Annotated in this window: 19 protein-coding genes; 14 read left to right on the top strand and 5 right to left on the bottom strand. The window is 55.3% G+C overall.

Features of this window, described 5'->3' with window-relative positions; all coding sequences use genetic code 11:
• Window positions 1-583 precede the first annotated feature (583 nt).
• Window positions 584-3745 carry a two-partner secretion domain-containing protein gene (locus JJB74_RS21030; RefSeq protein WP_200595135.1) on the bottom strand — a complete coding sequence of 1054 codons (3162 nt, stop codon included), beginning with the start codon at window positions 3743-3745 and terminating at the stop codon, window positions 584-586.
• A 236-nt stretch (window positions 3746-3981) separates the two neighbouring features.
• Here JJB74_RS21030 and JJB74_RS21025 point away from each other — a divergent pair, with 236 nt between their 5' ends.
• From JJB74_RS21025 to JJB74_RS21010, 4 genes are all read left to right on the top strand, one after another.
• Entirely contained in the window at window positions 3982-5088 is a 1107-nt protein-coding gene (locus tag JJB74_RS21025; protein WP_200595134.1) for an S-(hydroxymethyl)glutathione dehydrogenase/class III alcohol dehydrogenase, read from the top strand.
• An 11-nt stretch (window positions 5089-5099) separates the two neighbouring features.
• Complete coding sequence (gene fghA, locus JJB74_RS21020) at window positions 5100-5942, top strand: S-formylglutathione hydrolase (protein ID WP_200595132.1); 843 nt, start codon at window positions 5100-5102, stop codon at window positions 5940-5942.
• Between the two features lie 123 nt (window positions 5943-6065).
• Window positions 6066-6935, top strand: a complete 870-nt coding sequence (locus tag JJB74_RS21015; protein WP_200595375.1) for a pseudouridine synthase — start codon at window positions 6066-6068, stop codon at window positions 6933-6935.
• A gap of 38 nt (window positions 6936-6973) precedes the next feature.
• Window positions 6974-8200 (top strand): MFS transporter, encoded by a 1227-nt coding sequence (locus JJB74_RS21010; protein ID WP_200595131.1) that lies wholly within the window; start codon window positions 6974-6976, stop codon window positions 8198-8200.
• 136 nt (window positions 8201-8336) lie between these two features.
• Here the strand turns inward: JJB74_RS21010 and JJB74_RS21005 are convergent, their stop codons facing one another.
• Entirely contained in the window at window positions 8337-8642 is a 306-nt protein-coding gene (locus JJB74_RS21005; protein WP_200595130.1) for a hypothetical protein, read from the bottom strand.
• A gap of 1074 nt (window positions 8643-9716) precedes the next feature.
• Window positions 9717-10592 (bottom strand): LysR family transcriptional regulator, encoded by an 876-nt coding sequence (locus JJB74_RS21000; RefSeq protein WP_200595128.1) that lies wholly within the window; start codon window positions 10590-10592, stop codon window positions 9717-9719.
• A gap of 117 nt (window positions 10593-10709) precedes the next feature.
• Here JJB74_RS21000 and JJB74_RS20995 point away from each other — a divergent pair, with 117 nt between their 5' ends.
• The 7 genes from JJB74_RS20995 (at window position 10710) to JJB74_RS20965 (ending at window position 18793) form a co-directional block, all read left to right on the top strand.
• Window positions 10710-12227, top strand: a complete 1518-nt coding sequence (locus JJB74_RS20995; protein ID WP_200595126.1) for a CoA-acylating methylmalonate-semialdehyde dehydrogenase — start codon at window positions 10710-10712, stop codon at window positions 12225-12227.
• Window positions 12228-12249: 22 nt separating this feature from the next.
• Complete coding sequence (locus tag JJB74_RS20990; RefSeq protein WP_200595124.1) at window positions 12250-13875, top strand: GMC family oxidoreductase; 1626 nt, start codon at window positions 12250-12252, stop codon at window positions 13873-13875.
• A gap of 180 nt (window positions 13876-14055) precedes the next feature.
• The gene (locus JJB74_RS20985) at window positions 14056-14826 is read left to right on the top strand and encodes an ABC transporter ATP-binding protein (protein ID WP_200595122.1); all 771 of its coding nucleotides are present in this window, start codon (window positions 14056-14058) and stop codon (window positions 14824-14826) included.
• A gap of 39 nt (window positions 14827-14865) precedes the next feature.
• Entirely contained in the window at window positions 14866-15573 is a 708-nt protein-coding gene (locus JJB74_RS20980) for an ABC transporter ATP-binding protein (RefSeq protein ID WP_200595120.1), read from the top strand.
• Between the two features lie 99 nt (window positions 15574-15672).
• A complete protein-coding gene (locus JJB74_RS20975) occupies window positions 15673-16836 on the top strand; it encodes an ABC transporter substrate-binding protein (protein ID WP_234484526.1) in 1164 nt (387 codons plus the stop codon).
• A gap of 87 nt (window positions 16837-16923) precedes the next feature.
• Complete coding sequence (locus tag JJB74_RS20970) at window positions 16924-17808, top strand: branched-chain amino acid ABC transporter permease (protein ID WP_200595117.1); 885 nt, start codon at window positions 16924-16926, stop codon at window positions 17806-17808.
• A gap of 13 nt (window positions 17809-17821) precedes the next feature.
• Complete coding sequence (locus tag JJB74_RS20965) at window positions 17822-18793, top strand: branched-chain amino acid ABC transporter permease (RefSeq protein ID WP_200595115.1); 972 nt, start codon at window positions 17822-17824, stop codon at window positions 18791-18793.
• A 157-nt stretch (window positions 18794-18950) separates the two neighbouring features.
• Here the strand turns inward: JJB74_RS20965 and JJB74_RS20960 are convergent, their stop codons facing one another.
• Both JJB74_RS20960 and JJB74_RS20955 read right to left on the bottom strand, forming a co-directional pair.
• Window positions 18951-19454: an aspartate carbamoyltransferase gene (locus JJB74_RS20960; protein ID WP_200595113.1), complete on the bottom strand. Its 504-nt coding sequence runs from the start codon at window positions 19452-19454 to the stop codon at window positions 18951-18953.
• A gap of 92 nt (window positions 19455-19546) precedes the next feature.
• The gene (locus JJB74_RS20955) at window positions 19547-20707 is read right to left on the bottom strand and encodes an iron-containing alcohol dehydrogenase (protein ID WP_325170149.1); all 1161 of its coding nucleotides are present in this window, start codon (window positions 20705-20707) and stop codon (window positions 19547-19549) included.
• 335 nt (window positions 20708-21042) lie between these two features.
• On the opposite strand from JJB74_RS20955, the gene mnmG reads away from it, so the two are divergent.
• Genes mnmG through JJB74_RS20940 form a run of 3 tightly spaced genes read left to right on the top strand, consistent with a single transcriptional unit; the run spans window position 21043 to window position 24469 of the window.
• A complete protein-coding gene (mnmG, locus tag JJB74_RS20950; protein WP_200595111.1) occupies window positions 21043-22974 on the top strand; it encodes a tRNA uridine-5-carboxymethylaminomethyl(34) synthesis enzyme MnmG in 1932 nt (643 codons plus the stop codon).
• Between the two features lie 5 nt (window positions 22975-22979).
• Window positions 22980-23654 (top strand): 16S rRNA (guanine(527)-N(7))-methyltransferase RsmG, encoded by a 675-nt coding sequence (gene rsmG / locus JJB74_RS20945; RefSeq protein ID WP_200595110.1) that lies wholly within the window; start codon window positions 22980-22982, stop codon window positions 23652-23654.
• A 44-nt stretch (window positions 23655-23698) separates the two neighbouring features.
• On the top strand, window positions 23699-24469 hold the full coding sequence (locus tag JJB74_RS20940) for a ParA family protein (protein WP_200595108.1): 771 nt from the start codon (window positions 23699-23701) through the stop codon (window positions 24467-24469).
• Window positions 24470-24473: the final 4 nt, after the last annotated feature.

Below are 24473 nucleotides of genomic sequence, written 5' to 3'. Positions count from 1 at the left end.
CAAAAAACAGGTATTACCGTGAAGCGCCTTTTCTATTGCGGCATATTGGCAATAAATACAATCCGAACAGCATGCGCGATCTGTGGCAAATTTCAACCACTGTTAGCCAACCTTAAAAGTGTTCATGAATGTTTTGAAAAATAACGCCGTTTTTCGGATATAAAAGGCGCTTCCAACGGTAAACCGAGGCGGCTTTTCATTGATCAAATATTAGGTTCACTGTTATCAGCGTTTTTAAACTTTTAGGGCAAGAACGATGTACATGGTTTATTGGACTGAGATTAGGAAAAACATCAGAAAGGCACACCAGCAGCTCTTCGATTCCGAAGACATGATGAGCGCCATGAGATTCATGGAAGATTTGAGAACAAGGCAAAGAAACGGAGACCCGCTTTGCTTTATCGTGCTTTCTTCAGAAAATCCGGATTCAGTCGGCCATGCAGGGGTTGCGGATCCACCCGCCGATTACAATTGGACGAAACGCAGGCGCCGGTTTTAAATCCTTGCGAGTTATAAGAATCTTTTACTCGCAAGGATTTTTCCCTCTCGTTGTGGGACATGAATGCTTCAGCACAGCAGGGTGCTAATCGACTCCCAGAGGCAAACGTAGTCCGCCGTCCCTAATATCAATCGCGGCGCCCTCAGTCGATTTGATTTTTCTCTTTTTGAGCATTTCTTCGTCCTGAACGATGTAAGCCGCCGCTATCGCATTCTTGATAGGCGCATAGGCAACAGCATCGGCAGGAGGAATCACTGAGCCGCCCTGTTTGTTGAGATCGTCGGGAGTACCGGATGTGCCCGGAGTACCCGGGGTACCCGGAGTACCCGGAGTACCCGGAGTACCCGGAGTACCCGGAGTACCCGGAGCACTCGGAGCACCCGGAGTACCCGGAGCACCCGGAGCACCTGGAGCACCCGGAGCACCCGGAGCACCCGGAGCACCCGGAGCACCCGGAGCACCCGGAGCACCCGGAGCACCCGGAGCACCCGGAGCACCCGGAGCACCGTCAGCACCTGGTGGCCCTGGAGGGCCTGGGGGACCAGCCGGGCCTTGAGGGCCGGATGGAATGGGATTCCCTGGATAAGAACCGCCCCCACTTACCAAAATCGTCATGTATGAACTGCCCGCTACCTTCGGGCTGCTGATGTCATACCCTTGCTGATCTGACCAAAATTCCTGACCGTAGCGATAAAGATAGGAGCCTTGCTCTTTCAAGTTGAGTGGAGAGGGTGTGGCAGACGCTAGCAAACGAGCCGACTGTGCAGCGCTGGGATCTGAGTACAGTAGATTGGGTGCAACGCTAACACTTTTACCATCGTATTCCTTTACCAGATTTTCCGATAACGCGATGATATTAAGCGGTTTCAGAAATGACCTTAATAAAGGCAGGCTTTTGCCGTCATATCTTTTCCATACCTGCGTGAAATCCAGGCTCATATCGGCGGACATCAATTCGTCATAGGTGAATTTCCCACCTCTATTAAGATTAATGACGTTGCCATTTGCGGCGCCAACAGCGGAATCAACACCGGTGGTATCGGTAGCCCAATACGAATTGATCAAGTTTCCCAATATCGTGGCGCCACTTGCTCCGCGTAAAGCATTATCTCCTACCAAGCCGCCAATTTTGACAGCCAACGGTGCGTTTACACCATAACGGGTGTCGATGATATTAATTTTCCCGATAGCATAAGTGTTTTTTATCGTACCGCTGTTGATTCCGGCAATACCGCCTACTGTGTTGCGCGCAGATATCTCAACATTCGAATACGCATCCGAAATGTTTCCATAATTCGCGCCAACGAGACCTCCCACAATATTACGCACATCGTCTGGAGTAGAACCTCGTCTTTCCTGCCAAGCGCCGGCAGGCCAAACAAAACCATCATTTGATACTGTGCCGGTTGCATACACGTTTTTAATCGTGCCGTAATTTGCTCCAGCCACTGTACCGTTATATTGGACCCCCTTGCCTATGCTTGCATTTACCAAGCCCACATTCTGGATTGTTCCACCGTTACGGAAAAACAGGCCCGAAAAGTATGCTTGGTTAACATATAAATTATTTATAACATGGTTCATTCCATCAAAAGTGCCACTGTAGTCTGCTATATTTTTTCCGAGTGGAATAAATCCTGCACCGTTATTCCAGTTCTTGGTGTCCGTGGCATCAATATCTCGACTGAGTGCATAATTTCCAGTCAGATTTGTATTTATCGCCTGAAGCTGATTCACGTCTTTTACCAGCATCCACAGGGTATAAGGACTGGTAATGAACTGATCATAAACACGTGGATTGTTGTAAGCAGCTTCGTTATTCGCGTTTAAAATATTGGTGTAGACGTCAATCTTCCCGTCATTATTCGATTGCAGTCTCACCCCCGGGACAAAGACCAATTGCCCCTTACCAAAGCCATCAAGATCAGTGAGCAGTTTAATGCCGCCACGGCCCGCATTGATTGATGCATTCAGATTAATATTATTTCCTGCTTCCAGCGTGAGTTTGTTGGCGGCTTCCCACGCTAATGGAGTATTGATGCTGATATTACCCGTGCCCGGCATATCATCACGGCTTGCAGTAATAGTGATATTCGTATTCTTTAATTGACTATTGACGGTGTTGGCATTGATATATTCGTTTGAACTATCGACGACCGCGCCATTCGTTTTTATTGACCACAAACCGGTATTGTTTCCTATTTGCGCGCCGGTATCGACTTTTGCGTCACTTTTTACACTGATGATCGATGCGGAAGTGAGGATATTGCCGCCGTCTCCATTACCGGGCGCTGCGGAAGCATCAAGCGTTCCGGAGATATTGATGGTGCCGGTATTACGGTCGGCAACCAGTTCAATTATTCCCTTTTTCGAAGCGATGGTTTTCGCCTCGATGAGACCGGCATTATTGACCACCGCGCGCTTCGCGAATTCCGCCTCGTCGCCGCCCATGGCGGTCAAGGTGACGGAACCACCTTCAGCGCTAATTCTTCCTTTTGCTGCGTTGTCGACAAGCGCACCCGCTGTGCCACGGTCTATCGTGTAGGCAACAATTGAGTCGTTACTCATATAAAGCGTCGCTCCGTCCGCAGCGCCTAGGAGGATTTTTCCACCTGGCGTTCGGATAACGCCGTTTTCTTTGTTGAGGACGTTTTGTCCGAGCAGAGCAATATAACCATTTTGCGAGGTTAATACGCCGTCATTGCTCACAGACTTATTGTTGTTGCCGCTCAGTTTGTATTTCGCCGAAAGAAAATCATTGTCGGACATCGACATTGTCGATGCGAGCAAGCCTCCAACGTTGACTTCCGAGTTCCTTCCAAACAGGATACCGTTTGGGTTGAGCAGAAATATCTGCCCGTTTGCAGTGAGCCTTCCGTCGATAGTGCTTTCTCCAGCACCGGTTACACGATTGAGCAAAATGGATGACTTGTCAGGCTGTTGGAAATTCACCGTCTCGCCCATTGCAACATTAAAGGAATTCCAGTTAATGATGGCTTTGGGCGACACTTGTGTCACGACCGTTTGCGTGCTTCCGTTACTTGTCACACTGGCAGACCCCGACGCAATCGTGGCTGCGCCTGGCAAAGCCTGCACTGGTTTGGCATACCAGAGCATGGACGCAGTCAGTAAGCCAAGAACAAATCTTGCGGAATAATGACGGCCTCCGCTTCCGGGAAAGTGGAGGGAAACGGAATATGAACTCGATACATCTTGCGTCTGCTTTTGCCACTCTTTGATACGCATAATGCACCTCTTGAATTGAAACTGACGTGTAAATGAATCCGGAGCAAGTTGCGAGATTTAAGTAACTGCGCCGATTGTCAGTGCCAAGCATGAGAAATGCTTTACTGCAGAACTTGAGATTAGCGAATATCTGTTCTTTTATCGTTTAATGAATTTTCGCTAATCGTCTATACTTTCCAAATTTCGTTCATCCACACCAATGCTGCTGGATGTCACCATTCGCTAGAGGAATCCTTATGAAAACCAAAGCCGCGGTTGCCTGGAAAGCGGGAGCGCCATTGACTATCGAAGAGGTCGAGCTGCAGGGACCGAAGGCCGGGGAAGTGTTGATCGAAGTGAAAGCGACCGGCATTTGCCATACCGACTACTACACCCTGTCCGGTGCTGATCCGGAAGGCATTTTCCCGGCCATCCTTGGTCATGAAGGCGCGGGCGTGGTGGTCGACGTCGGCCCGGAGGTGAAGTCCTTGCGCGCCGGTGATCATGTGATTCCGCTCTACACGCCGGAATGCCGGCAATGCAAGTTCTGCCTTTCGCAAAAGACGAACCTGTGCCAGGCGATTCGCAGCACCCAGGGCCGTGGACTGATGCCCGACGCGACGTCGCGCTTCTCGCTCGACGGCAAGCCTATCTTTCATTACATGGGCACGTCGACATTTTCGAACTACATCGTGGTGCCGGAAATCGCCTTGGCGAAGATCCGGTCCGATGCACCATTCGACAAGGTTTGCTACATCGGTTGTGGCGTAACCACTGGCGTAGGCGCGGTGTTGTTTACGGCGAAGGTAGAGGCGGGTGCGAATGTCGTCGTTTTCGGCTTGGGCGGCATTGGACTGAATGTGATTCAGGCGGCCAAGATGGTCGGCGCGGACAAGATCATCGGCATCGATCTCAATCCCGAACGCGAAGCCATGGCCAGGAAGTTCGGCATGACGCATTTCATCAATCCGAAGGAAGTGGAGAACGTGGTCGATGCGATCGTGCAACTGACCGATGGCGGCGCCGATTATTCCTTTGAATGCATCGGCAATACGACCACCATGCGTCAGGCGCTGGAATGCTGCCACAAGGGCTGGGGTCAATCGATCATCATCGGCGTCGCGGCGGCAGGCGAGGAAATCAGCACACGACCTTTTCAGCTGGTCACCGGCAGGGTATGGAAAGGATCGGCCTTCGGCGGCGCGCGAGGACGGACCGATGTGCCGAAAATTGTCGACTGGTACATGGAAGGCAAATTGAACATCGACGATCTGATCACGCATACATTGCCGCTGGACCGGATCAATGAAGGCTTTGACCTGATGAAGCGCGGCGAGTCGATCCGTTCCGTAGTGCTCTACTGAGGAAGGCCGTCATGGAGCTTCTTGCTGGACACGCCTGCTTCGGCGGCAGACAGGCTTTCTACCGGCATGCTTCTGAAGAAATCGGTTCGCCGATGCGCTTCTCCGTTTACTGCCCGCCGCAACAGGCGCAGCAGCCGGTGCCGGTGCTGTTTTACCTTGCCGGGCTGACCTGTACCGAAGAAACCTTCATGATCAAGGCCGGCGCGCAGCGCTACGCAGCCGAGCACGGCATCATGCTGGTGGCGCCGGACACGAGTCCGCGCGATACCGGCATTGCCGATGCGGTGCAGGACTGGGATTTCGGTGAAGGCGCAGGTTTTTATCTCGATGCGACGGAGGAACCCTACCGCGCGCGTTTCCGGATGGAGTCTTACCTGGTCCGGGAATTGGTGCCGCTGGTGCTGTCGCACTTTGCTGTGCTGCCAGAACGCGTTGGCGTCTTTGGCCATTCGATGGGTGGACATGGCGCGCTGGTGATGGCGCTACGTCATCCACAAGTGTTCCGGTCAGTATCTGCATTCGCGCCAATTGCCGCGCCCAGCGCTTGTCCATGGGGAGAAAAGGCGTTTTCGCGTTATCTGGGTCGAAATCGCGATGCTTGGCTGCAGTACGATGCGAGCGAATTGATGAAGAAGCGGCGTACTCCTTTCCCGGATGGCATTTGGATCGATCAGGGTCTCGAAGATAAATTCTTGCACGCGCAGTTGAAGCCGGAGTCGTTCGAAGCGGCTTGCGCAGAGGCGGCACAACCATTAACTCTGCGGCGCCATCCGGGCTATGACCATGGTTATTACTTCATTTCTTCGTTCATGGCCGATCACCTTGCTTTTCATGCGCGCATTTTGTCTCGGTAATAACAGGCATACTGGCGCCGGAAGACCGCTGCCTGGCGACTGGCTCGCGTCTTGTGTTCGCCTGAGCGAGGAAGGCGTTGCGGCCATGCGCCGGAGTCTGCGGAGCTGCCTTTGAGTGCTCCGATGCCAGTGCGCGATGGCGTTGCACCAAGCTTCATCTACCTGCTGCCGGGCCAGACCGGCAGCCTATTGGAATTTCTCGAGCGGCGCTTTCCGGCAGTCGGGCGTGATACCTGGGTTGCACGCATGCTGCGCGGAGAAGTGCGTGACGAGGACAATACTGTATTGCTCCCGGATGCGATTTGCGGTGGCGGTCGCAAGGTCTATTACTACCGCGAGATCGAACGGGAAACTCCCATACCCTTCGAAGAGAGCATTCTGCACTGCGATGAGCACCTCCTGGTGGCGGATAAGCCCCATTTTTTGCCGGTGACGCCATCCGGCCGCTTTCTTCAAGAAACCCTGTTAGTACGACTGCGGCGCAAAACCGGGTTGGAACACCTGACACCGATTCACCGGCTTGATCGGGAAACCGCCGGCGTGGTCATCTTTTCCCATGATCCGGCGACACGCGGAATCTACCAATCGCTGTTCCAGAAGCGATCGATGATCAAGGTTTATGAAGCACTCGCCGGACCGTTGAATGCCGAATTTCCGCTGACTTATCGCAGCCGCATGGTCGACGGCAAACCTTTTTTCAGGATGCGCGAGGCGGCAGGAGAGCCGAATTCGGAAACCGTGATCAAGCCGCTGGAGCGCCGTGGCGGCCAAGTCCTGTATGAATTGCGCCCTAACACCGGAAGGAAGCATCAGTTGCGGGTGCATATGGCGGCGCTGGGCATACCGATTGTGAATGACGCTTTCTATCCGGAAGCGCTGCCGTGCAAGGGCGAAGATGTGTCGGCGCCGCTAAAGCTGCTGGCGCGATCCATTGCCTTCGTCGACCCCTTGTCGGGGCTACCAAGGGAGTTTCGAAGCCGCCGCAGCTTGTAGGTTTGCAGTGCTGCGCGTTCTATTGATCGATTATGACGATGCCTATCTCCACCGCCGCGCAGTCCCGGATTCCCATCCCAGGCATCGCGATCCTCGCGCTATCGCTGGCGGCTTTCGGCAGCGGGCTTTCCTTGCGGGTGACCGATGCGCAATTACCTCAACTGGCAGCGCAATTCGGCACTACGCTGGCCGGTGCGTCTTACGTGATTACCTCCTTTTCGGTCGCCTACGGCATCTCGCAGCTGTTCTTTGGCCCGGTCGGCGACCGGTTCGGGAAATACCTGGTTATTGCATGGGCGTGCATGGGTTGCGCAGCGACGGCATTGCTATGCGCCATTGCGCCTGGATATGCATTTCTCCTGCTCGCCCGACTGCTTGCCGGTGCCACCGCGGCAGCCTTGATTCCGCTTTCGATGGCATGGATAGGCGATGTCATTCCCTATGAAGAACGGCAGCCAGTGCTGGCGCGTTTTCTCATCGGACAGATCATGGGGTTATCGACCGGCGTTTTCATCGGTGGCTTGGCGGCGGATTACTTCAGTTGGCGGGTGCCGTTTTTCGGTATCTCGGCGGCATTCGTACTGATTGGTATTCTGCTCCTGAGGATGAACCGGCAATTGCCGATGGAGGCGCGAAAAGCGCATCGGACGTCCGGTCCTGCGCTGCAACGCATGCTTGAGGAATTTGCACAAGTGGTTTCCCAGCCTTGGGCACGCTGGGTGCTGCTCACGGTCTTTCTGGAAGGCGCATTTCTTTACGGTGCGTTCGCATTCATTGCCACGCATGTGCACTTGGTCCACGGTGTGCCGCTTTCCACAGCGGGATCGCTCGTCATGCTGTTTGGATTCGGTGGTCTGTTGTTCGCATTCTGTTCTCGCTGGCTGGTCAAAGGGCTGGGAGAAACCGGACTTACGGCATGCGGCGGGGCAGTGGCAGCGCTGGCGCTGCTCGCCATTGGGCTGGCTCCACACTGGTCATGGGCCGTACCGGGATGCTTTTGCACCGGCCTTGGCTTCTACATGCTCCACAACACCTTGCAAACCAATGCAACACAGATGGCGCCGGAACGGCGCGGTGCAGCAGTCGCGGCATTTGCTTCCTGCTTTTTTCTTGGCCAGTCATTGGGCGTAGGCTTGGGCGGCGTGCTGGCTACAACGTTCGGAACGCACGGCGTCATCGTAACCGGCGCTTTCGGCCTCATCCTGGTGTCGAGCAACTTCAGCACATTGCTGTACAGGCGAAAAAAGAAAACCGCGGCCCAATAAAAAAGCCCCGCATGTTGTCATGCGGGGCGAACCTTCCCGAGTGGGAGGAGGAGACATCCTGAAAGGAACATCTGACGCAGGTCAGAGAATGCTCTCCCACCTCTTGATCACAAAAGATTATTAATTTTTAGTTAAATCAGTCGCGCGTTGTGAGTTGGCGTAGTTCTGCGGCCAAGTTTGGCTGGGACCGATCGTATTCATTGGCGAGACGCTGCAGCATGCGTATGCCGCGGACTCTGTCGAGGCCGCGGCGCTCTTCCAGCGACTTACGCGGCGAAATCGAAATCAAAGTCGCTTTCAACAATCCCATGAGTAGGGGTTTGAAGTAGAGCAATAACGAAGCAAATGCGCTGATCCCGATAATCGGACGAGCGGCACCCGCAACCACGCCGCCAATCATGACAGCAGATTCGAAGGGGAAAGCAATAGAGAGTATCGACATGATGAACCTTGATGTTTCAGCGCGCCGGCTCACGCCAGCATATGTTGCGTTGCAGTATATGAGCCATAGGCAACCGAATCCAATTGTTGGTATGGATACCTATTATGTTTCTTATGAATAATAAAGGGCATCTTACGGTCCGGTTGTGATCAGTCGATAGCGTAGGAGATGCTCGGGTCCAGCGAGGTAGTGAACTCGCCGTGCTCGATCAAGGGATGATGCGCCTAGTTGGGAGCAGTGTGGCCGAACCTTCGGCTTAACCTCTTATCTTATTCTCATCTAAAAGCTGCTAGCCCTAATTTAATAATGAAGTGGCTGCTTTGGAACCATACCGTAATTATTAAAGCTCCTACGGTCACTAAACGTCGTGGAAGTACCGTGTTCTTTCTGCAGCCTTAAACATGAAAGATATTTCATGTGGAAAACCTTTTGGATAAGCGGACAACAATATGGGGATAAGGCCTTTTCTTGTCTCAGTCGAATATTTATACAGAATTCATCTAGTCAACCTACAGGGTTTCAACAAGAGTTATCCATAGCTCAAGTGATTGATTTTATGTATAAAAATCTACTTACTAACACCTATACCGCTACGTTAACTATCATCATCATTTGTATACATCAAATTCAATTAAAGAAAATCCGACCGTGCTTTTCCCATGCGCGAAGCCGAGCTTAAATAAAGCAGCTTGGCAAATCAGGTTTAAATGAAAAACATAAACCATATGCGCGTACCAACTGGCAAAAATGCCTTCGGATTTTGCCAATCAGATTTGTAGTGTTTTTTTATATTTTCCGCACACACGGAAAAAGAACGAGCTTCGGGTTTTACATTAATAGCTTGTATACAAATCTGGTAATAATGTTAACCAGATCAAAATCATGTGAATAAGGCTATTTTTTATAAGAAAAACAGTGACTTATCATGTGGAAAATTGGTGTATAAGCCTTGTATCCAGTACGGACACCTTCTGAACAAAATTTTCGGCACGCGCTCTAATCTCGTTATGCACATACGAAGCACGCCATATCCAGAAGCTTATCCACAAAAAATTGCCAATATTCCTGGCGACTTCAGCTCTGCCAGACCTGGCCAAGAAGTGAAAATACTGCGTCGATCATGGTTTCCCTGCGTCTTCTGGCAAGGCAAATGAAGCTCAACTCTGTTGTTAGCGCTACCGAGTCAGCAATTGCCAAGCCGTGCGCATGAGCTTCGCGCATCGCAATCGATTCACGTACCAAGGCCAAGCCAACTCCGGATTTCACAAGGTCAAGCATGGAGGCTTCCTGATCCACCATGGCGACCTTGTGCGGGAGTCCACGATGCGAGTTCAGCACTTTATTCAGCAAACGACTGTGCGCTGATTCTGGGGGAGTCCAGATCCATGGCAGTTTCGCAAGCTCATCCCAACTGCGATGGCTCACCCGGGTTTTCCATCCCTGCGGTGCCAGTACCAGATAATTGAACGACGTAAGCACCAGGCAATCGAAGTCCTTACCGGGTGCTCCTATATAGAAGCCTGTATCGAGTTCACCATTACGGATACGCTGGGCAACCGTTCCGGACATGCCGTGCTGCAACTGCGTCGACAATTTAGGATGCGTTTCTACCAGCCGTTTCAGAAAGGCGCCCAGGCGGATAAATTCCGGATCCAGAATGGTACCGATCGATAAGGTTCCTGAAAGAACGGAATTCAGCGAAGCAACGCCTTGCCGGAATTCGGAAACACTTGCAAGTACCCGTTCAGCGAAAGGCAGCAGCTTTACGCCGTCGGCGGTGAGGGTCATGCCGCTTGCGGTGCGAGTAAAAAGCTGTAAGCCCAGATTTTTCTGCAACGCCTTCACCTGCAGTGTGACAGCCGGCTGTGTAAGGTGGAGGCGTTCGGCGGCACGAGTCAAGTTACCTTCGTTGGCCACCGTAACAAAAGCGCGCAATTGGGTGAAATCCATATGATGCTCCCGGCATTATAAAAATTCCTTATATTGCTGGAATCATAAACTCATTAGATTTGCCGCGCACTGCTGGATATATTTGGCACATTCCTTTTCCCCGACATAGAGACTCCCATGAGCCAGCAGACCCGACGCATCGAGCATTTCATTCGCGGTGAGATTGTTCCTTCTACCAGCGGCCGCAGCCAGGATGTGACCAATCCTGCTACAGGCGAAGTGACTGCACAGGTTGCGCTTGGTAGTGTCGAGGAAGTCAACGCCGCCGTTGCCGCGGCCAGCGAGGCGGCGCCCGCATGGGCAGACACTGCGCCCTTGAAGCGGGCGCGTGTCCTGTTCAAGTTCAAGGAGTTGATTGAACGCCATCATGAGGATCTCGCCAAGGCGATCACCTCGGAACACGGCAAGGTGCTCTCTGACGCTCGCGGGGAGGTCGTTCGTGGCCTGGAGATCGTGGAATTCGCTTGCGGCATTCCGCAATTGCTGAAGACCCAGTACACCGACAACATCGGCGGCGGCATCGACAACTGGCAGCTGCGCCAGCCGCTCGGCGTGACCGCAGGCATCACGCCTTTCAATTTTCCGGTCATGGTGCCGCTGTGGATGGCGCCGGTGGCGCTGGCTACCGGCAACAGTTTCGTGCTCAAGCCTTCGGAACGCGACCCGACGCCGTCACTGATCATGGCGGACCTGCTGAAACAGGCAGGCTTGCCGGATGGCGTGTTCAACGTGGTGCAGGGCGACAAGACCGCGGTCGATACGCTGCTGCATCATCCGGATGTGAAGGCAATTTCTTTCGTCGGATCGACGCCCATCGCCGAATATGTGTACACCGAAGGCAGCCGACGCAAGGGCGCCTGGCCATTGCGCGTGCAGGCGCTGGGCGGCGCGAAGAATCACCTGGTGGTGATGCCGGATGCCGATCTCGATCAGGCAGTCGATGCGCTGATTGGCGCGGCATACGGATCGGCGGGCGAGCGCTGCATGGCGATCTCGGTCGCCGTGGCGGTGGGCAATGTGGCCGACAGGCTGATCGATGCGCTGATTCCCCGCGTGAAATCGCTGAAGATCATGAACGGCATGGAAGAGGCGGCGGAGATGGGTCCGGTCGTCAGCGCGCAGCACAAGGCGAAGATCGAGTCCTATATCGAAGAAGGTGTGCGTGCCGGCGCGAAGCTGCTGGTCGACGGCCGCGGCTTCAAGGTATCCGGGCATGAGAATGGTTTCTTCCTCGGCGGCACGCTGTTCGATGACGTCACTCCCGAGATGAAGATCTATCAGGAAGAAATCTTTGGCCCGGTACTGTGCGTGGTGCGCGTGCCCGATCTGCGCGCAGCAGTCGAACTGATCAATGCGCATGAATATGGCAATGGCGTGTCGCTGTTCACCTCCGACGGCAATACCGCGCGCGAATTCTCGCGTCGCATCGAAGTCGGCATGGTCGGTGTGAATGTGCCAATCCCGGTGCCGATGGCCTGGCATTCCTTTGGTGGCTGGAAGCGCTCGCTGTTCGGCGATATGCATATCTACGGTGATGAAGGCGTGCGCTTCTACACCCGCTACAAGTCCATCATGCAGCGCTGGCCGCAATCCATTGTCAAAGGCGCGGAATTCACGATGCCGGTTGCCAAGTAACGCGCATCGGGTTGGAGGGGACATGGAGAACGCCGGGAAATTCGATTACATCATCGTTGGCGGCGGCTCCGCCGGCTGCGTGCTGGCCAACCGTCTGACGCAGGATCCGGAGGTGTCGGTGTTGCTGCTGGAGGCAGGGCGCAAGGATGACTATGTGTGGATACATATCCCGGTCGGCTATCTGTACTGCATCGACAATCCGCGCACTGACTGGCTGTACCGCACCGAGGCCGATGCCGGCTTGAATGGCCGTTCTCTGGTCTACCCACGCGGTAAGGTGCTTGGCGGATCATCCTCGATCAACGGCATGATCTATATGCGAGGCCAGGCCCGCGACTACGACCGTTGGGCCGAGCTGACCGGCGATGCTGCCTGGCGCTGGGACGCCGTGCTGCCAGTGTTCAAGCAGACCGAAGACCATTACCTCGGCGCGAGCGAATTCCACGGCGCCGGCGGCGAATGGCGCGTCGAGAAGCAGCGGTTGAAGTGGCAAATTCTGGAAGCGTTTCGCGACGCGGCGGAGCAGACCGGCATTCCGAAGACCGAGGACTTCAACCGCGGCGACAATGAAGGCTGCGGCTATTTCGATGTCAACCAGAAACGCGGCGTGCGCTGGAACACCTCGAAGGCTTTCCTGCGACCTGCAGCAGGCCGAAGCAATCTGACAATCATGACCGGCTGCCATGTGCAGCGACTCAAGCTGGCCTCGACCGAGCGCGGCAAAGTCTGTACTGGCGTCGAGTTCACTGCGGCGGGACGAGCATTTGTCGCCGATGCAGCGCATGAAACTGTACTGTGCGCGGGCGCGATCGGTTCACCGCAGATACTGCAGTTGTCCGGCATCGGGCCGGGCGAATTGCTGCGTCGTCATGGCATCGATGTCGAAGTCGATCTGCCCGGCGTCGGCGAAAACCTGCAGGACCATCTGCAGATTCGCATGGCATTCAAGATCAATGGTGCGAAAACGCTGAATACCATGGCGAGCAGCTGGTTCGGCAAGATGCGCATCGGCCTGGAATACCTGGTGAAGCAGAGCGGACCGATGTCGATGGCACCGTCGCAGCTGGGGGCGTTCACCCGGTCGGATACGACTCAGGAAACGCCGAATCTTCAATACCATGTGCAACCGCTGTCACTCGACCGCTTCGGCGAACCACTGCATCCGTTCCCGGCGTTTACGGCCAGCGTCTGCAATCTGCGGCCGACGGCGCGTGGCCATGTGCGCATCGCCTCGAAAGATTCCGCTGCGGCGCCGAAGATCACTGCCAATTATTTAAGTACTTCCGAAGATCGGCAGGTCGCCGCGGATTCACTGAAGCTCACACGCCGCATCGTCAGCGCGCCAGCGCTCCGGCCTTATGTGCCGGAAGAATTCAAGCCGGGAAAGCAATACCAGAGCGATGAAGAACTGGCCCATGCAGCGGGCGATATCAGCACCACGATCTTCCATCCGGTAGGAACCTGCAAGATGGGACGCAGTGAGGATACGACGTCAGTCGTTGATAGCGAATTGCGGGTACGGAATGTGATTGGACTGCGCGTCGTCGATGCATCGATTATGCCGGTGATCACGTCTGGTAATCCAAATTCGCCCACAATCATGATCGCCGAACGGGCTGCAAAAATGATACGCGCGGCAAGACGGTAAGAGGCTTTCAAGACTGGTCGGCGGCGATTGTAAAACCAGGGCGAAGTCTTTATGATGCGTCGACACGTTGATAGAAAGCAAAGCTATACGATACGGTAGTTATACCGTATTGCTGCGTTTGGCACGGGGTGTGTAGGATTCGCGAACTTTAATGCACAAATAATAAGTATTGGAGACGACATGGTCGATGTCATCCTGGAGACGAAGCACTTGACGAAAGAGTTCAAGGGTTTCACCGCCGTCAATGACGTAAACCTGCGTGTGCAACGCGGTCATATCCATGCCCTGATCGGCCCAAACGGCGCCGGCAAAACCACCTGCTTCAATCTCCTTACCAAATTCCTCGTTCCCACGGCGGGACAAATCCTGTTCAACAACCGCGATATCACTTCGGCCAAGCCGGCACAGATCTCCCGTCAGGGCATCATCCGCTCCTTCCAGATTTCCGCCGTCTTTCCGCACATGACCGTGATGGAAAACGTACGCATCGGCCTGCAGCGTGCGCTCGGCACCTCGTTTCATTTCTGGAAGAGCGAACGCAGCCTGGCGCGCCTGAACGACCGCGCCATGGAACTGCTGACGCAGGTGGACCTGGAAAGCTTTGCCGACACGATGACCGTCGATCTGCCTTACGGCCGCAAGCGCGCGCTGGAGATTGCCACCACGCTGGGCATGGAGCCCGAGCTGATGCTGCTCGATGAGCCGACCCAGGGCATGGGTCACGAAGACGTGTCCCGCGTCACCGAGCTGATCAAGCGGGTATCGGCCGGCCGCACGATTCTGATGGTGGAACACAACATGAACGTGGTGTCCGGCATCTGCGATCGCATCTCGGTGCTGCAGCGCGGCGCCATGCTGGCCGAAGGCACCTATGCGGAGGTATCGGCCAATCCGCAGGTCATGGAAGCCTACATGGGCACCAGCAGCGGCGTGCTCGAAGGCGCGCATTGATCAACAGCCTGGCGGCCGCTCGCCGCCTTTGGAATCGATATGGAAAAAGCGCTAGAAGTCGCTGACTTGCACGCTTGGTACGGCGAGTCGCACATCCTGCATGGCCTCAGCTTTTCGGTCGACAAGGGCGAAGTCGTGACGCTCCTGGGCCGAAATGGCGCTGGCCGCACCACGACGCTGCGCGCGATCATGGGTTTGACCGGTGCACGTCGCGGGTCGATCAGGATCAGCGGCCGCGAGTCGATTGGCCTGCCCACATACAAGGTCGCCCATCTCGGCCTGGGTTACTGCCCGGAAGAGCGCGGCATCTTTTCTTCGCTGTCGACCGAGGAAAACCTGATGCTGCCGCCGATGGTGTCCAAGACCGATCGCGGCATGTCGATCGAGGAAATCTACGAGATGTTCCCGAACCTGGCCGAGCGGCGCCACAGCCAGGGCACACGCCTGTCCGGTGGCGAACAGCAGATGCTGGCGGTGGCGCGCATCCTGCGCACCGGCGCGCGCTTGCTGCTGCTCGACGAGATTTCCGAAGGCCTGGCGCCGGTGATCGTGCAGACGCTGGCGCGCATGATCACCACGCTGAAGGAGAAGGGCTACACCATCGTGATGGTGGAACAGAATTTCCGTTTCGCCGCGCCGCTGGCGGACCGGTTTTATGTGGTGGAGCACGGGGAGATCGTGGAAACCTTCGCTGCATCGCAATTGCAAGCCAAGATGCCGGTATTGAACGAATTGCTCGGGGTCTGACGCAGCGCACAGAAGATGGCATCAAACCATTCATCAAAGGAGAAGACAGTGAATTTCAAGGCAAAAGCATTGGCATTGGGCGTGGCATCGGCACTGGCCATGGGTTTTGGCGCCAACGCCTCGGCACAGATCTCGGGCGATACGGTGAAGATCGGCTTCATCACGGACCTCTCCGGCCTGTATTCGGACATTGACGGCCAGGGCGGCGCAGAAGCGATCAAGATGGCGATCGCTGACTTCGGCGGCTCGGTCAATGGCAAGAAAATCGAGCTCGTCACTGCCGATCACCAGAACAAGGCGGACATTGCCGCCAGCCGCGCGCGCGAATGGTTCGACCGCGATGGCGTGGACATGCTCATCGGCGGCACCAACTCGGCCACCGGCCTTTCCATGGCCAAGGTCGCTGCGGAAAAGAAGAAGCCCTTCATCTCGATCGGCGCCGGCACCGCGCGCCTGACCAACGAGGAATGCACGCCGTACACCATCCACTATGCCTATGACACCGTGGCTCTGGCAAAGGGCACCGGCGGGGCAGTGGTGAAGCAGGGCGGCAAGACCTGGTACTTTCTGACGGCCGACTATGCGTTCGGTGCCTCGCTTGAAAACGATACCTCCGCGGTGGTGAAAGCCAATGGCGGTCAGGTGCTGGGTTCGGTCAAGCATCCGCTGTCCGCCTCGGACTTCTCGTCCTTCCTGCTGCAGGCACAGGCATCGAAGGCGCAGATCCTCGGCCTGGCCAATGCCGGCGGCGACACCATCAACGCGATCAAGGCTGCCAACGAGTTCGGCGTCACCAAGAGCATGAAGCTGGCCGGCCTGCTGATGTTCATCAACGACATCCATTCGCTGACGCTGCCGCTGACCAAGGGCATGTACCTGACCGACAGCTGGTACTGGAACCAGAACGATCAGACCCGCGCCTTCGCAAAGCGCTACTTCGACAAGATGAAGAAGATGCCTTCGAGCCTGCAGGCCGCGGACTACTCGGCGGCAACGCAGTATCTGAATGCGGTCAAGGCCGTGGGCACGGACGATACCGAGAAGGTCATGGCTCATCTGCGCTCGAGCAAGATCAACGACATGTATGCGAAGAACGGCACGATCCGTCCGGACGGCACCATGGTGCATGACATGTACCTGATGCAGGTGAAGGAGCCGAAGGATTCCAAGACCCCTTGGGATTACTTCAACATCGTGCAGACCATCCCGGGCGACGAGGCTTTCACCACGAAAGCCGAGACCAAGTGCTCGCTCTGGAAGTAAGCAGGCAATGCGCGGCGCACGGTTTGACGTGCGCCGCTTTTTCGCAGGTCCATCCGGAGCGTTCCGGATCTTTCTAATGACTGTGCAATGGAAATTTTCGGCATACCGCTGCAGGCGCTGTTGAGCCAGCTGTTGCTCGGCCTGGTCAATGGATCATTCTATGCAATGCTCTCTCTGGGCCTGGCGGTGATCTTTGGCCTGCTCAACGTCATCAATTTCGCGCACGGCGCGCTGTACATGCTGGGCGCGTTCCTGGCGTGGATGGGCCTGAACTACTTCGGCATCAATTACTGGGTAATGCTGATCCTGGCGCCCGTCCTGGTCGGCATCTTTGGCATCGTGATCGAAAAAACGATGCTGCGCTGGTTGTACAAACTGGATCACCTGTACGGGCTGCTGCTGACCTTCGGCATCACGCTGCTGGTCGAGGGTCTGTTCCGTTCCTTCTATGGTGTTTCGGGCCAGCCGTATTCGGTTCCGGACGGCCTGGGCGGCGCCACCAATCTCGGTTTCATGATCCTGCCGAATTACCGCGCCTGGGTCGTGGTCGCATCGCTCGTCGTCTGTTTCGCCACTTGGTTCGTCATCGAGAAGACCAAGCTCGGCGCCTATCTGCGCGCCGGAACCGAGAACCCGAAGATGGTGGAAGCCTTCGGCGTCAACGTGCCGCTGATGGTGACGCTGACCTACGGCTTTGGCGTGGCGCTTGCCGCTTTCGCCGGCGTGCTGGCCGCGCCGGTGATCCAGGTGTCGCCGCTGATGGGGTCGAACCTGATCATCACCGTCTTTGCCGTGGTCGTCATCGGCGGCATGGGTTCGATCATGGGTTCCATCCTGACCGGTCTCGGGCTCGGCATCATTGAGGGATTTACCCGCGTGTTTTATCCGCAGCTGTCGGCAACCGTAGTCTTCATCATCATGGCAATCGTGCTGATGATTCGCCCTGCCGGCCTGTTCGGCAAAGAAAAGTGATCGGAGTCTGAAGATGAACAAGACTGTTGGCTATGGCATTGCGCTGTTGTTGGCGATCGCCGCGCCATTCTTCCTGTATCCGGTTTTCCTGATGAAGCTGCTGTGCTTCGCATTGTTTGCCTGCGCCTTCAATCTGCTGATTGGTTACACGGGTTTATTGTCTTTTGGTCATGCAGCATTCCTCGGTGGAGCGGGATATGTCACCGGCTACGCGATGCGTGATCTGGGCTTGCCGGTGGAAGTGGGCATTGTGCTTGGCACCGCGTTTGCCGCAGCGATTGGCTATGGCATGGGATTACTGGCGATTCGGCGCCAAGGTATCTACTTCACGATGATCACGCTGGCGCTGGCGCAGATGTTGTATTTCGTTTTTCTACAAGCACCGTTCACCGGTGGCGAGGATGGACTGCAGGGCATACCGCGCGGACGCCTGCTTGGTTTCATCAGCCTCGAAAACGATATCGCGATGTACTTTTTCGTGCTGGCGCTGTTCGTGGCTGCATTCGCACTGATCGTGCGTATCATTCACTCGCCGTACGGACAGGTGCTCAAGGCGGTGAAGGAAAACGAGCCGCGCGCAATTTCGCTCGGCTATGACAGCGACAGGGTCAAGCTGCTTGCCTTCGTGCTGTCGGCGGCATTGTCTGGTCTTGCGGGTTCGACCAAGGCGGTTGTGCTCGGTTTCGAGACCCTGACCGATGCACATTGGTCGATGTCCGGCCTGGTGGTTCTGATGACTCTGGTGGGTGGTCTGGGAACGGTAATCGGTCCAATCGTTGGAGCAATATTGATCGTAGCGCTGGAGAACAAGCTCGGTGATCTCGGCAACTCGCTAGCAAGCCTCACGCGTATAGATTGGTTTAATACGCTCGGCGACTCTGTGACGATCGTCACCGGCTTCATCTTCATCATCTGTGTGTTGGCATTCCGACGCGGCATTGTCGGTGAGATCCTGGCCAAAGTAAGGCCGGCAAAAGCGCGATGACATCGTAAAGAGTGTAGCCAGTATCTCGGCTCGCGACCCAAAGTGAAAGCTTTGGGTCTTTTTTTGCGTATGAGGGCAGGGGAGAGGTCCTTCCCGCCCGGGAAACTTCAATTTGTAGGCGTGGCGCTGCGCATAGGGCCGAGCGCGGTGCGCGTATTTACTTGGAGTGATGGTGATGCATCTCAATAGCGTCGGCGCCATGGTCTGATACCTGTGCATCGAACCATTGATGTACTGCCTTTATAGTCTCCGCATCGGATCCGTGGTAGACGAGTTCGGCGCCGGCCGCGACATTACGGTAGTAAACTAACAGCTCATCCGGTTTTGCATTTCTCAACGTTGCAAGACCGGGCATGTCATTGCCGTGAATGGTGGCAGGACTGGAAAAGTCGCGTCGCATAAATTCCTGCTGAATCTCGCGCAGGTGCCGCCTTATCAGGCGAATCTGCGTTGCGTCTGACCGGTCGCGTGCGACGACCTGCTGTATTCCGCCATCCGCGGTTTTCTTGAACATATGAACCGTAGCTGCAAGTTCGAATGGCATGACTTCAGCGCCGCGTTGTGCGACTGTCTCTTGGCGTCTCTCTAATGCACCGTGTGGTTGACCGGCCCATACGTTGGCGGCAGCAAACAATGTCAACGCAGTGAGTGTAAATCTCATCTTCTTTCCTTCCTGCGAGATAACTGATTCTCCCGCGGTCTGTAGCAAAAGAGATGTGACGTCGCGGGGGAGGGCAATAACACGGACAAGCCTTACAGCGCGGCGGCGTAGATCGCATGCGCATGCTCGCGCGTCATTTCACGTGGATTATTGACGAGGAGGCGAGTCTGCAGCATTGCATCGTCGGCCAAGCGGTCAAGGTCGGCGGCAGTAATACCGACCTCGCTCAGCCGTGTCGCAATTCCGACTTTACGGGCAAGGCCTTCCAGCGCGGAGATCAGCATGTCAGTCTTTGCTTCGGACGTGCCGCTGCAGCCGGGTATGACGATTTCCGCGATTTCTGCATAGTGTTGCGCAGCATGTGAGGCGTTGAAACGCAATACATGGGGTAGCACCAATGCATTGGAAAGACCATGCGGAACATGGAAGACTCCGCCGATAGGGTAGGCGAGCGCATGAACTGCGGCGACGGGTGCATTGGAGAAGGCCTGTCCGGCGAGCATCGCACCTAGCAGCATGGATTGCCGCGCCTCAATGTCGCTGCCGTTTTCACAGGCGCGCACCAGGTTTGCGGAAAGCAGTCGCAGCGCTTCACGTGCGAGCATGTCAGAGAGCGGGTTCTTCTTATGGCGTGTTGTATAGGCCTCGATGGCATGCACCATCGCATCGATACCGGTTGCAGCCGTGATCTTTGGCGGAAGGCCGGTGGTAAGTTCAGCATCCAGTATTGCAAGATCAGCGTATAGCTTCGGCGACACCACGCCCATTTTGGTCGTTTCACCCGTCGTAACAATGGAAATCGGCGTAACTTCAGACCCAGTCCCAGCGGTGGTGGGAATCTGCACTAGCGGCAGACGCTCCTGTTTTACGTTTCCGATGCCGTACATCGTAGAAAGCGCTTGGTTGCCCTTACTGAGTACAGCGATCAGCTTTGCTACATCCATCGAGCTACCACCGCCGAAACCGACCACGATTTCGATACCGTGACGTCGCGCGGTTTCGGCAGCTTGTAGAACGATATGTTCCGGAGGATCGGCGATTACCTCGGTAAAGGTATGCACCGTGAATCCGGCGGCTTCCATGCTCGCGATTGGTGCTTCGAGGAGACCTGTAGCTAGAAACCCGTTATCGGTCACGATGAGGGCATGCCGTACAAGAGGAAATTGCTGAGCCAGGATACTTCCTAATTTTTTAGCGCTGCCTGCTTCGCTGACTACGTTCGGAACAGTGCTGAAGTTGAAGTTTGTATTCACAATGGGCGTCTCCTTTCTGAAGGATTGTAACAAGATCAATTCTCTGAGGCTCGGTTGATCATGATGATCTGGCTTGTTTTTAGAACCTGTTTCTCCGCATCTCTACAGCGCAGTCATGCCGAAGTTAGTCGAGTTCACCAATGTACTTATTGATGGGAAAACACGGCGGTATTGTGATTTCAGGGACAAGCTTCGTATCTATGTTTCACGTGAAACTACGCGGACATGGGGTCCTACTGTTCCACGTGGAACACACTCCGCCGCCTAATCGGGCGACCCCAACCGAAATGCTCGTATAATCTCGGCCTCTGCTCAACGTCTCCTCGAGGCGCACCATGCTATTCCCAAATGAATTTGATGTGATCGTCGTAGGCGGCGGTCATGCGGGCACCGAAGCCGCGTTAGCCTCCGCGCGCATGGGTCAAAAGACTCTGCTGCTTACGCACAATATCGAAACCTTAGGCCAGATGTCCTGTAATCCGTCCATCGGCGGCATCGGCAAGGGCCATCTAGTGAAAGAGATTGATGCACTCGGCGGCGCGATGGCGATCGCCACCGACGAGGCCGGCATCCAGTTCCGCATTCTTAACTCCTCCAAAGGCCCGGCGGTACGGGCCACCCGTGCCCAAGCTGATCGTCTGCTGTACAAGGCGGCCATACGTGCACGCTTGGAGAACCAACCGAATCTGTGGCTGTTCCAGCAGGCGGTGGACGACCTCATGGTCGAAGGCGATCGCGTCGTCGGCGCAGTGACGCAAGTGGGCATACGCTTTCGCAGCAGGGCAGTCGTACTCACCGCGGGAACGTTCCTTGACGGCAAAATCCACGTCGGGCTCAACAATTATTCCGGCGGAAGGGCGGGAGACCCACCGGCTGTATCCCTCTCATCACGGCTGAAAGAACTGAAGCTGCCGCAAGGGAGACTGAAGACCGGCACGCCGCCGCGAATCGATGGCCGAAGTATCGACTTCTCTGTCATGACCGAGCAGCCAGGAGACCTCGATCCGATTCCGGTGTTCTCCCTGATGGGCAACGTCGATATGCACCCTAGACAATTGCCGTGCTGGGTCACCCACACCAACGAAGCCACACATGACATCATCCGCGGTGGCCTAGATCGCAGCCCCATGTACACCGGGGTAATCGAAGGCGTCGGCCCGCGCTATTGCCCGTCTATCGAAGACAAAATCCATCGTTTCGCTGACAAATCCTCGCACCAAATCTTCCTGGAGCCCGAAGGACTGACCACCACCGAGTTCTATCCGAACGGTATCTCAACGAGCTTGCCGTTCGATGTGCAGCTCGCACTGGTCCGCTCAATGCGTGGCCTTGAAAACGCACATATTTTGCGTCCCGGCTACGCAATCGAATACGACTATTTCGACCCACGTGGCTTGAAGGCTTCATTAGAGACGCGTGCTATCCAGGGCTTATTTTTCGCCGGTCAAATCAACGGCACTACCGGCTACGAGGAAGCCGCGGCACAAGGCTTGCTCGCCGGCCTGAATGCGGCACTTCAGACCCAAGGAAGAGAAGCGTTCACACCCCGGCGCGATCAGGCGTATCTCGGCGTACTGGTCGATGATCTCGTCACCCAAGGCGTCATGGAGCCATACCGCATGTTCACCAGTCGAGCCGAGTACCGACTTAGCCTGCGAGAAGACAATGCCGATATGCGTTTGACAGAAATCGGTCGCGCGCTTGGCTGCGTAAGCGATGCGCAATGGACCGCCTTTGAGAGCAAACGTGAAGCAGTTGCACGCGAAATTGAGCGCCTGAAATCTACCTGGGTGAATCCGAAACTGGTTGCCAATGCCGAGTCTGAACGCGTACTTGGCAAGGCAATGGAACGCGAATACAGCCTCGCCGATCTTTTACGCAGACCCAACGTAGACTATGACAGCCTGATGACCCTGACTGCCGCAGATGGCCGGCATTTCCATGCGGCTGAGGAAATCAACGCTGCTGTCCGGGAACAGGTCGAAATCCAGTTGAAATATGCGGGATATATCGATCGGCAAGCTCGCGAAGTAGAGCGCCATGAGCATTATGAAAATCTGAAACTGCCCGCCGAACTCGACTATATGCAGATCAAGGCTCTATCCATGGAAGTGCGGCAGAAGCTGAACAAGCACCGTCCTGAAACGTTGGGCCAAGCTTCTCGCATAGCCGGCGTGACGCCGGCTGCAATATCGCTGCTGCTGGTGCATCTGAAGAAGGGCGGGTTTAAGGGTTTCGTTAGCGCGTTGCCCTCGGAAGCTGCCTGAGAAAAATGAAAGCTAGACATTTCGACAGGCAGGCGTTGCAGGCAGCTTTGCGACAAGGCGCTGAGGCTTTACAGCTTTCACTTGACGACAGGCAGTGCGACAAGCTGCTCGATTATCTGTCACTACTGTCCAAGTGGAATGCTGTCTACAATCTGACGGCAATTCGTGACCCAGGACAAATGCTTGTCCATCATTTACTGGATTCTCTCGCTGCCGTTCCTGCATTCGCCGGTGCGAAAAATGTACTGGACGTCGGTTCCGGTGGCGGCCTGCCAGGCATGGTAATCGCCATCTCGAGCCAAGCCACATGTCCAGAAATGCATGTCTCGATGATCGATACAGTGCACAAGAAGACAGCGTTCCTGACACAAGTAAAAGCCGAACTCGGTCTGTCCAATGTCACCGTCTACACTGGACGTGTCGAAGAGCTGCCGCTTACAGGACAGTTCGACGTCATTACATCGCGTGCTTTTGCCGATCTGTCTGACTTTGTTAATTGGGCCGGGCACCTTATTGCGCCAGGTGGAAAGTTCATCGCGATGAAGGGTGTTGCCCCACCACAGGAAATCCAGGGCTTGCCGCCGCAATGGCAGGCAACAGCCAGGACGGCCTTGCAAGTTCCGGGATTAAATGCCGAACGTCATCTGGTAGTCATCGAAAAAGCCCAGCCGCCGGTATAAGACTTGGTCCGGACTGAATTCATACGGAAAGCGAACTACATTTCATGGCCAGAATATTTTGTGTTGCGAATCAAAAGGGTGGGGTAGGGAAAACCACCACTGCAGTGAACCTGGCCGCCGGCATGGCCAAGCTTGGGCAACGCGTACTACTCGTGGACTTGGACCCCCAGGGGAATGCCACCATGGGCGCAGGCATTAACAAAGCCGAGCTCGAGAATTCCATCTATGAAGTGCTGGTGGGGTTGAGCAATGTTGCGACCGCGCGCAAGAATTCAGAAACCGGTCGCTTCGATGTATTGCCGGCTAACAGAGAACTGGCTGGCGCCGAAGTGGAAATGGTTGAACTGGAGCAGCGTGAGAAGCGCTTGAAAATCGCGCTGGCCGAAGTGGATGCTGATTACGATTTCGTGTTGATTGACTGCCCACCGGCACTTTCCATGCTCACGCTGAATGGTTTATGCGCTGCCCATGGTGTCATCATCCCGATGCAGTGCGAATACTACGCGCTAGAAGGGCTATCTGACCTTGTCAACACCATCAAGAAGGTTCACGCGAAACTGAATCCGGACTTGCGCATTATCGGGCTGTTGCGCGTGATGTTCGATCCGCGCATGACTCTGTCACAACAGGTTTCGGCGCAATTAGAGCAGCACTTCGGCGACAAAGTCTTCAAGACCATTATTCCAAGGAATGTCCGCCTTGCTGAGGCGCCTTCATACGGCATGCCAGGGGTCAGCTTCGACCCATCTTCGAAGGGCGCGCAAGCCTACGTCGCTTTCGGCGCCGAAATGGTCGAGCGTATCAAATCCTGGTAAGTCG

Origin of the sequence: Noviherbaspirillum pedocola, from assembly GCF_016632335.1 — a bacterium.
Lineage (GTDB): Bacteria > Pseudomonadota > Gammaproteobacteria > Burkholderiales > Burkholderiaceae_D > Noviherbaspirillum_A > Noviherbaspirillum_A pedocola.
This window is presented reverse-complemented; position numbering and strand designations above follow the sequence as displayed.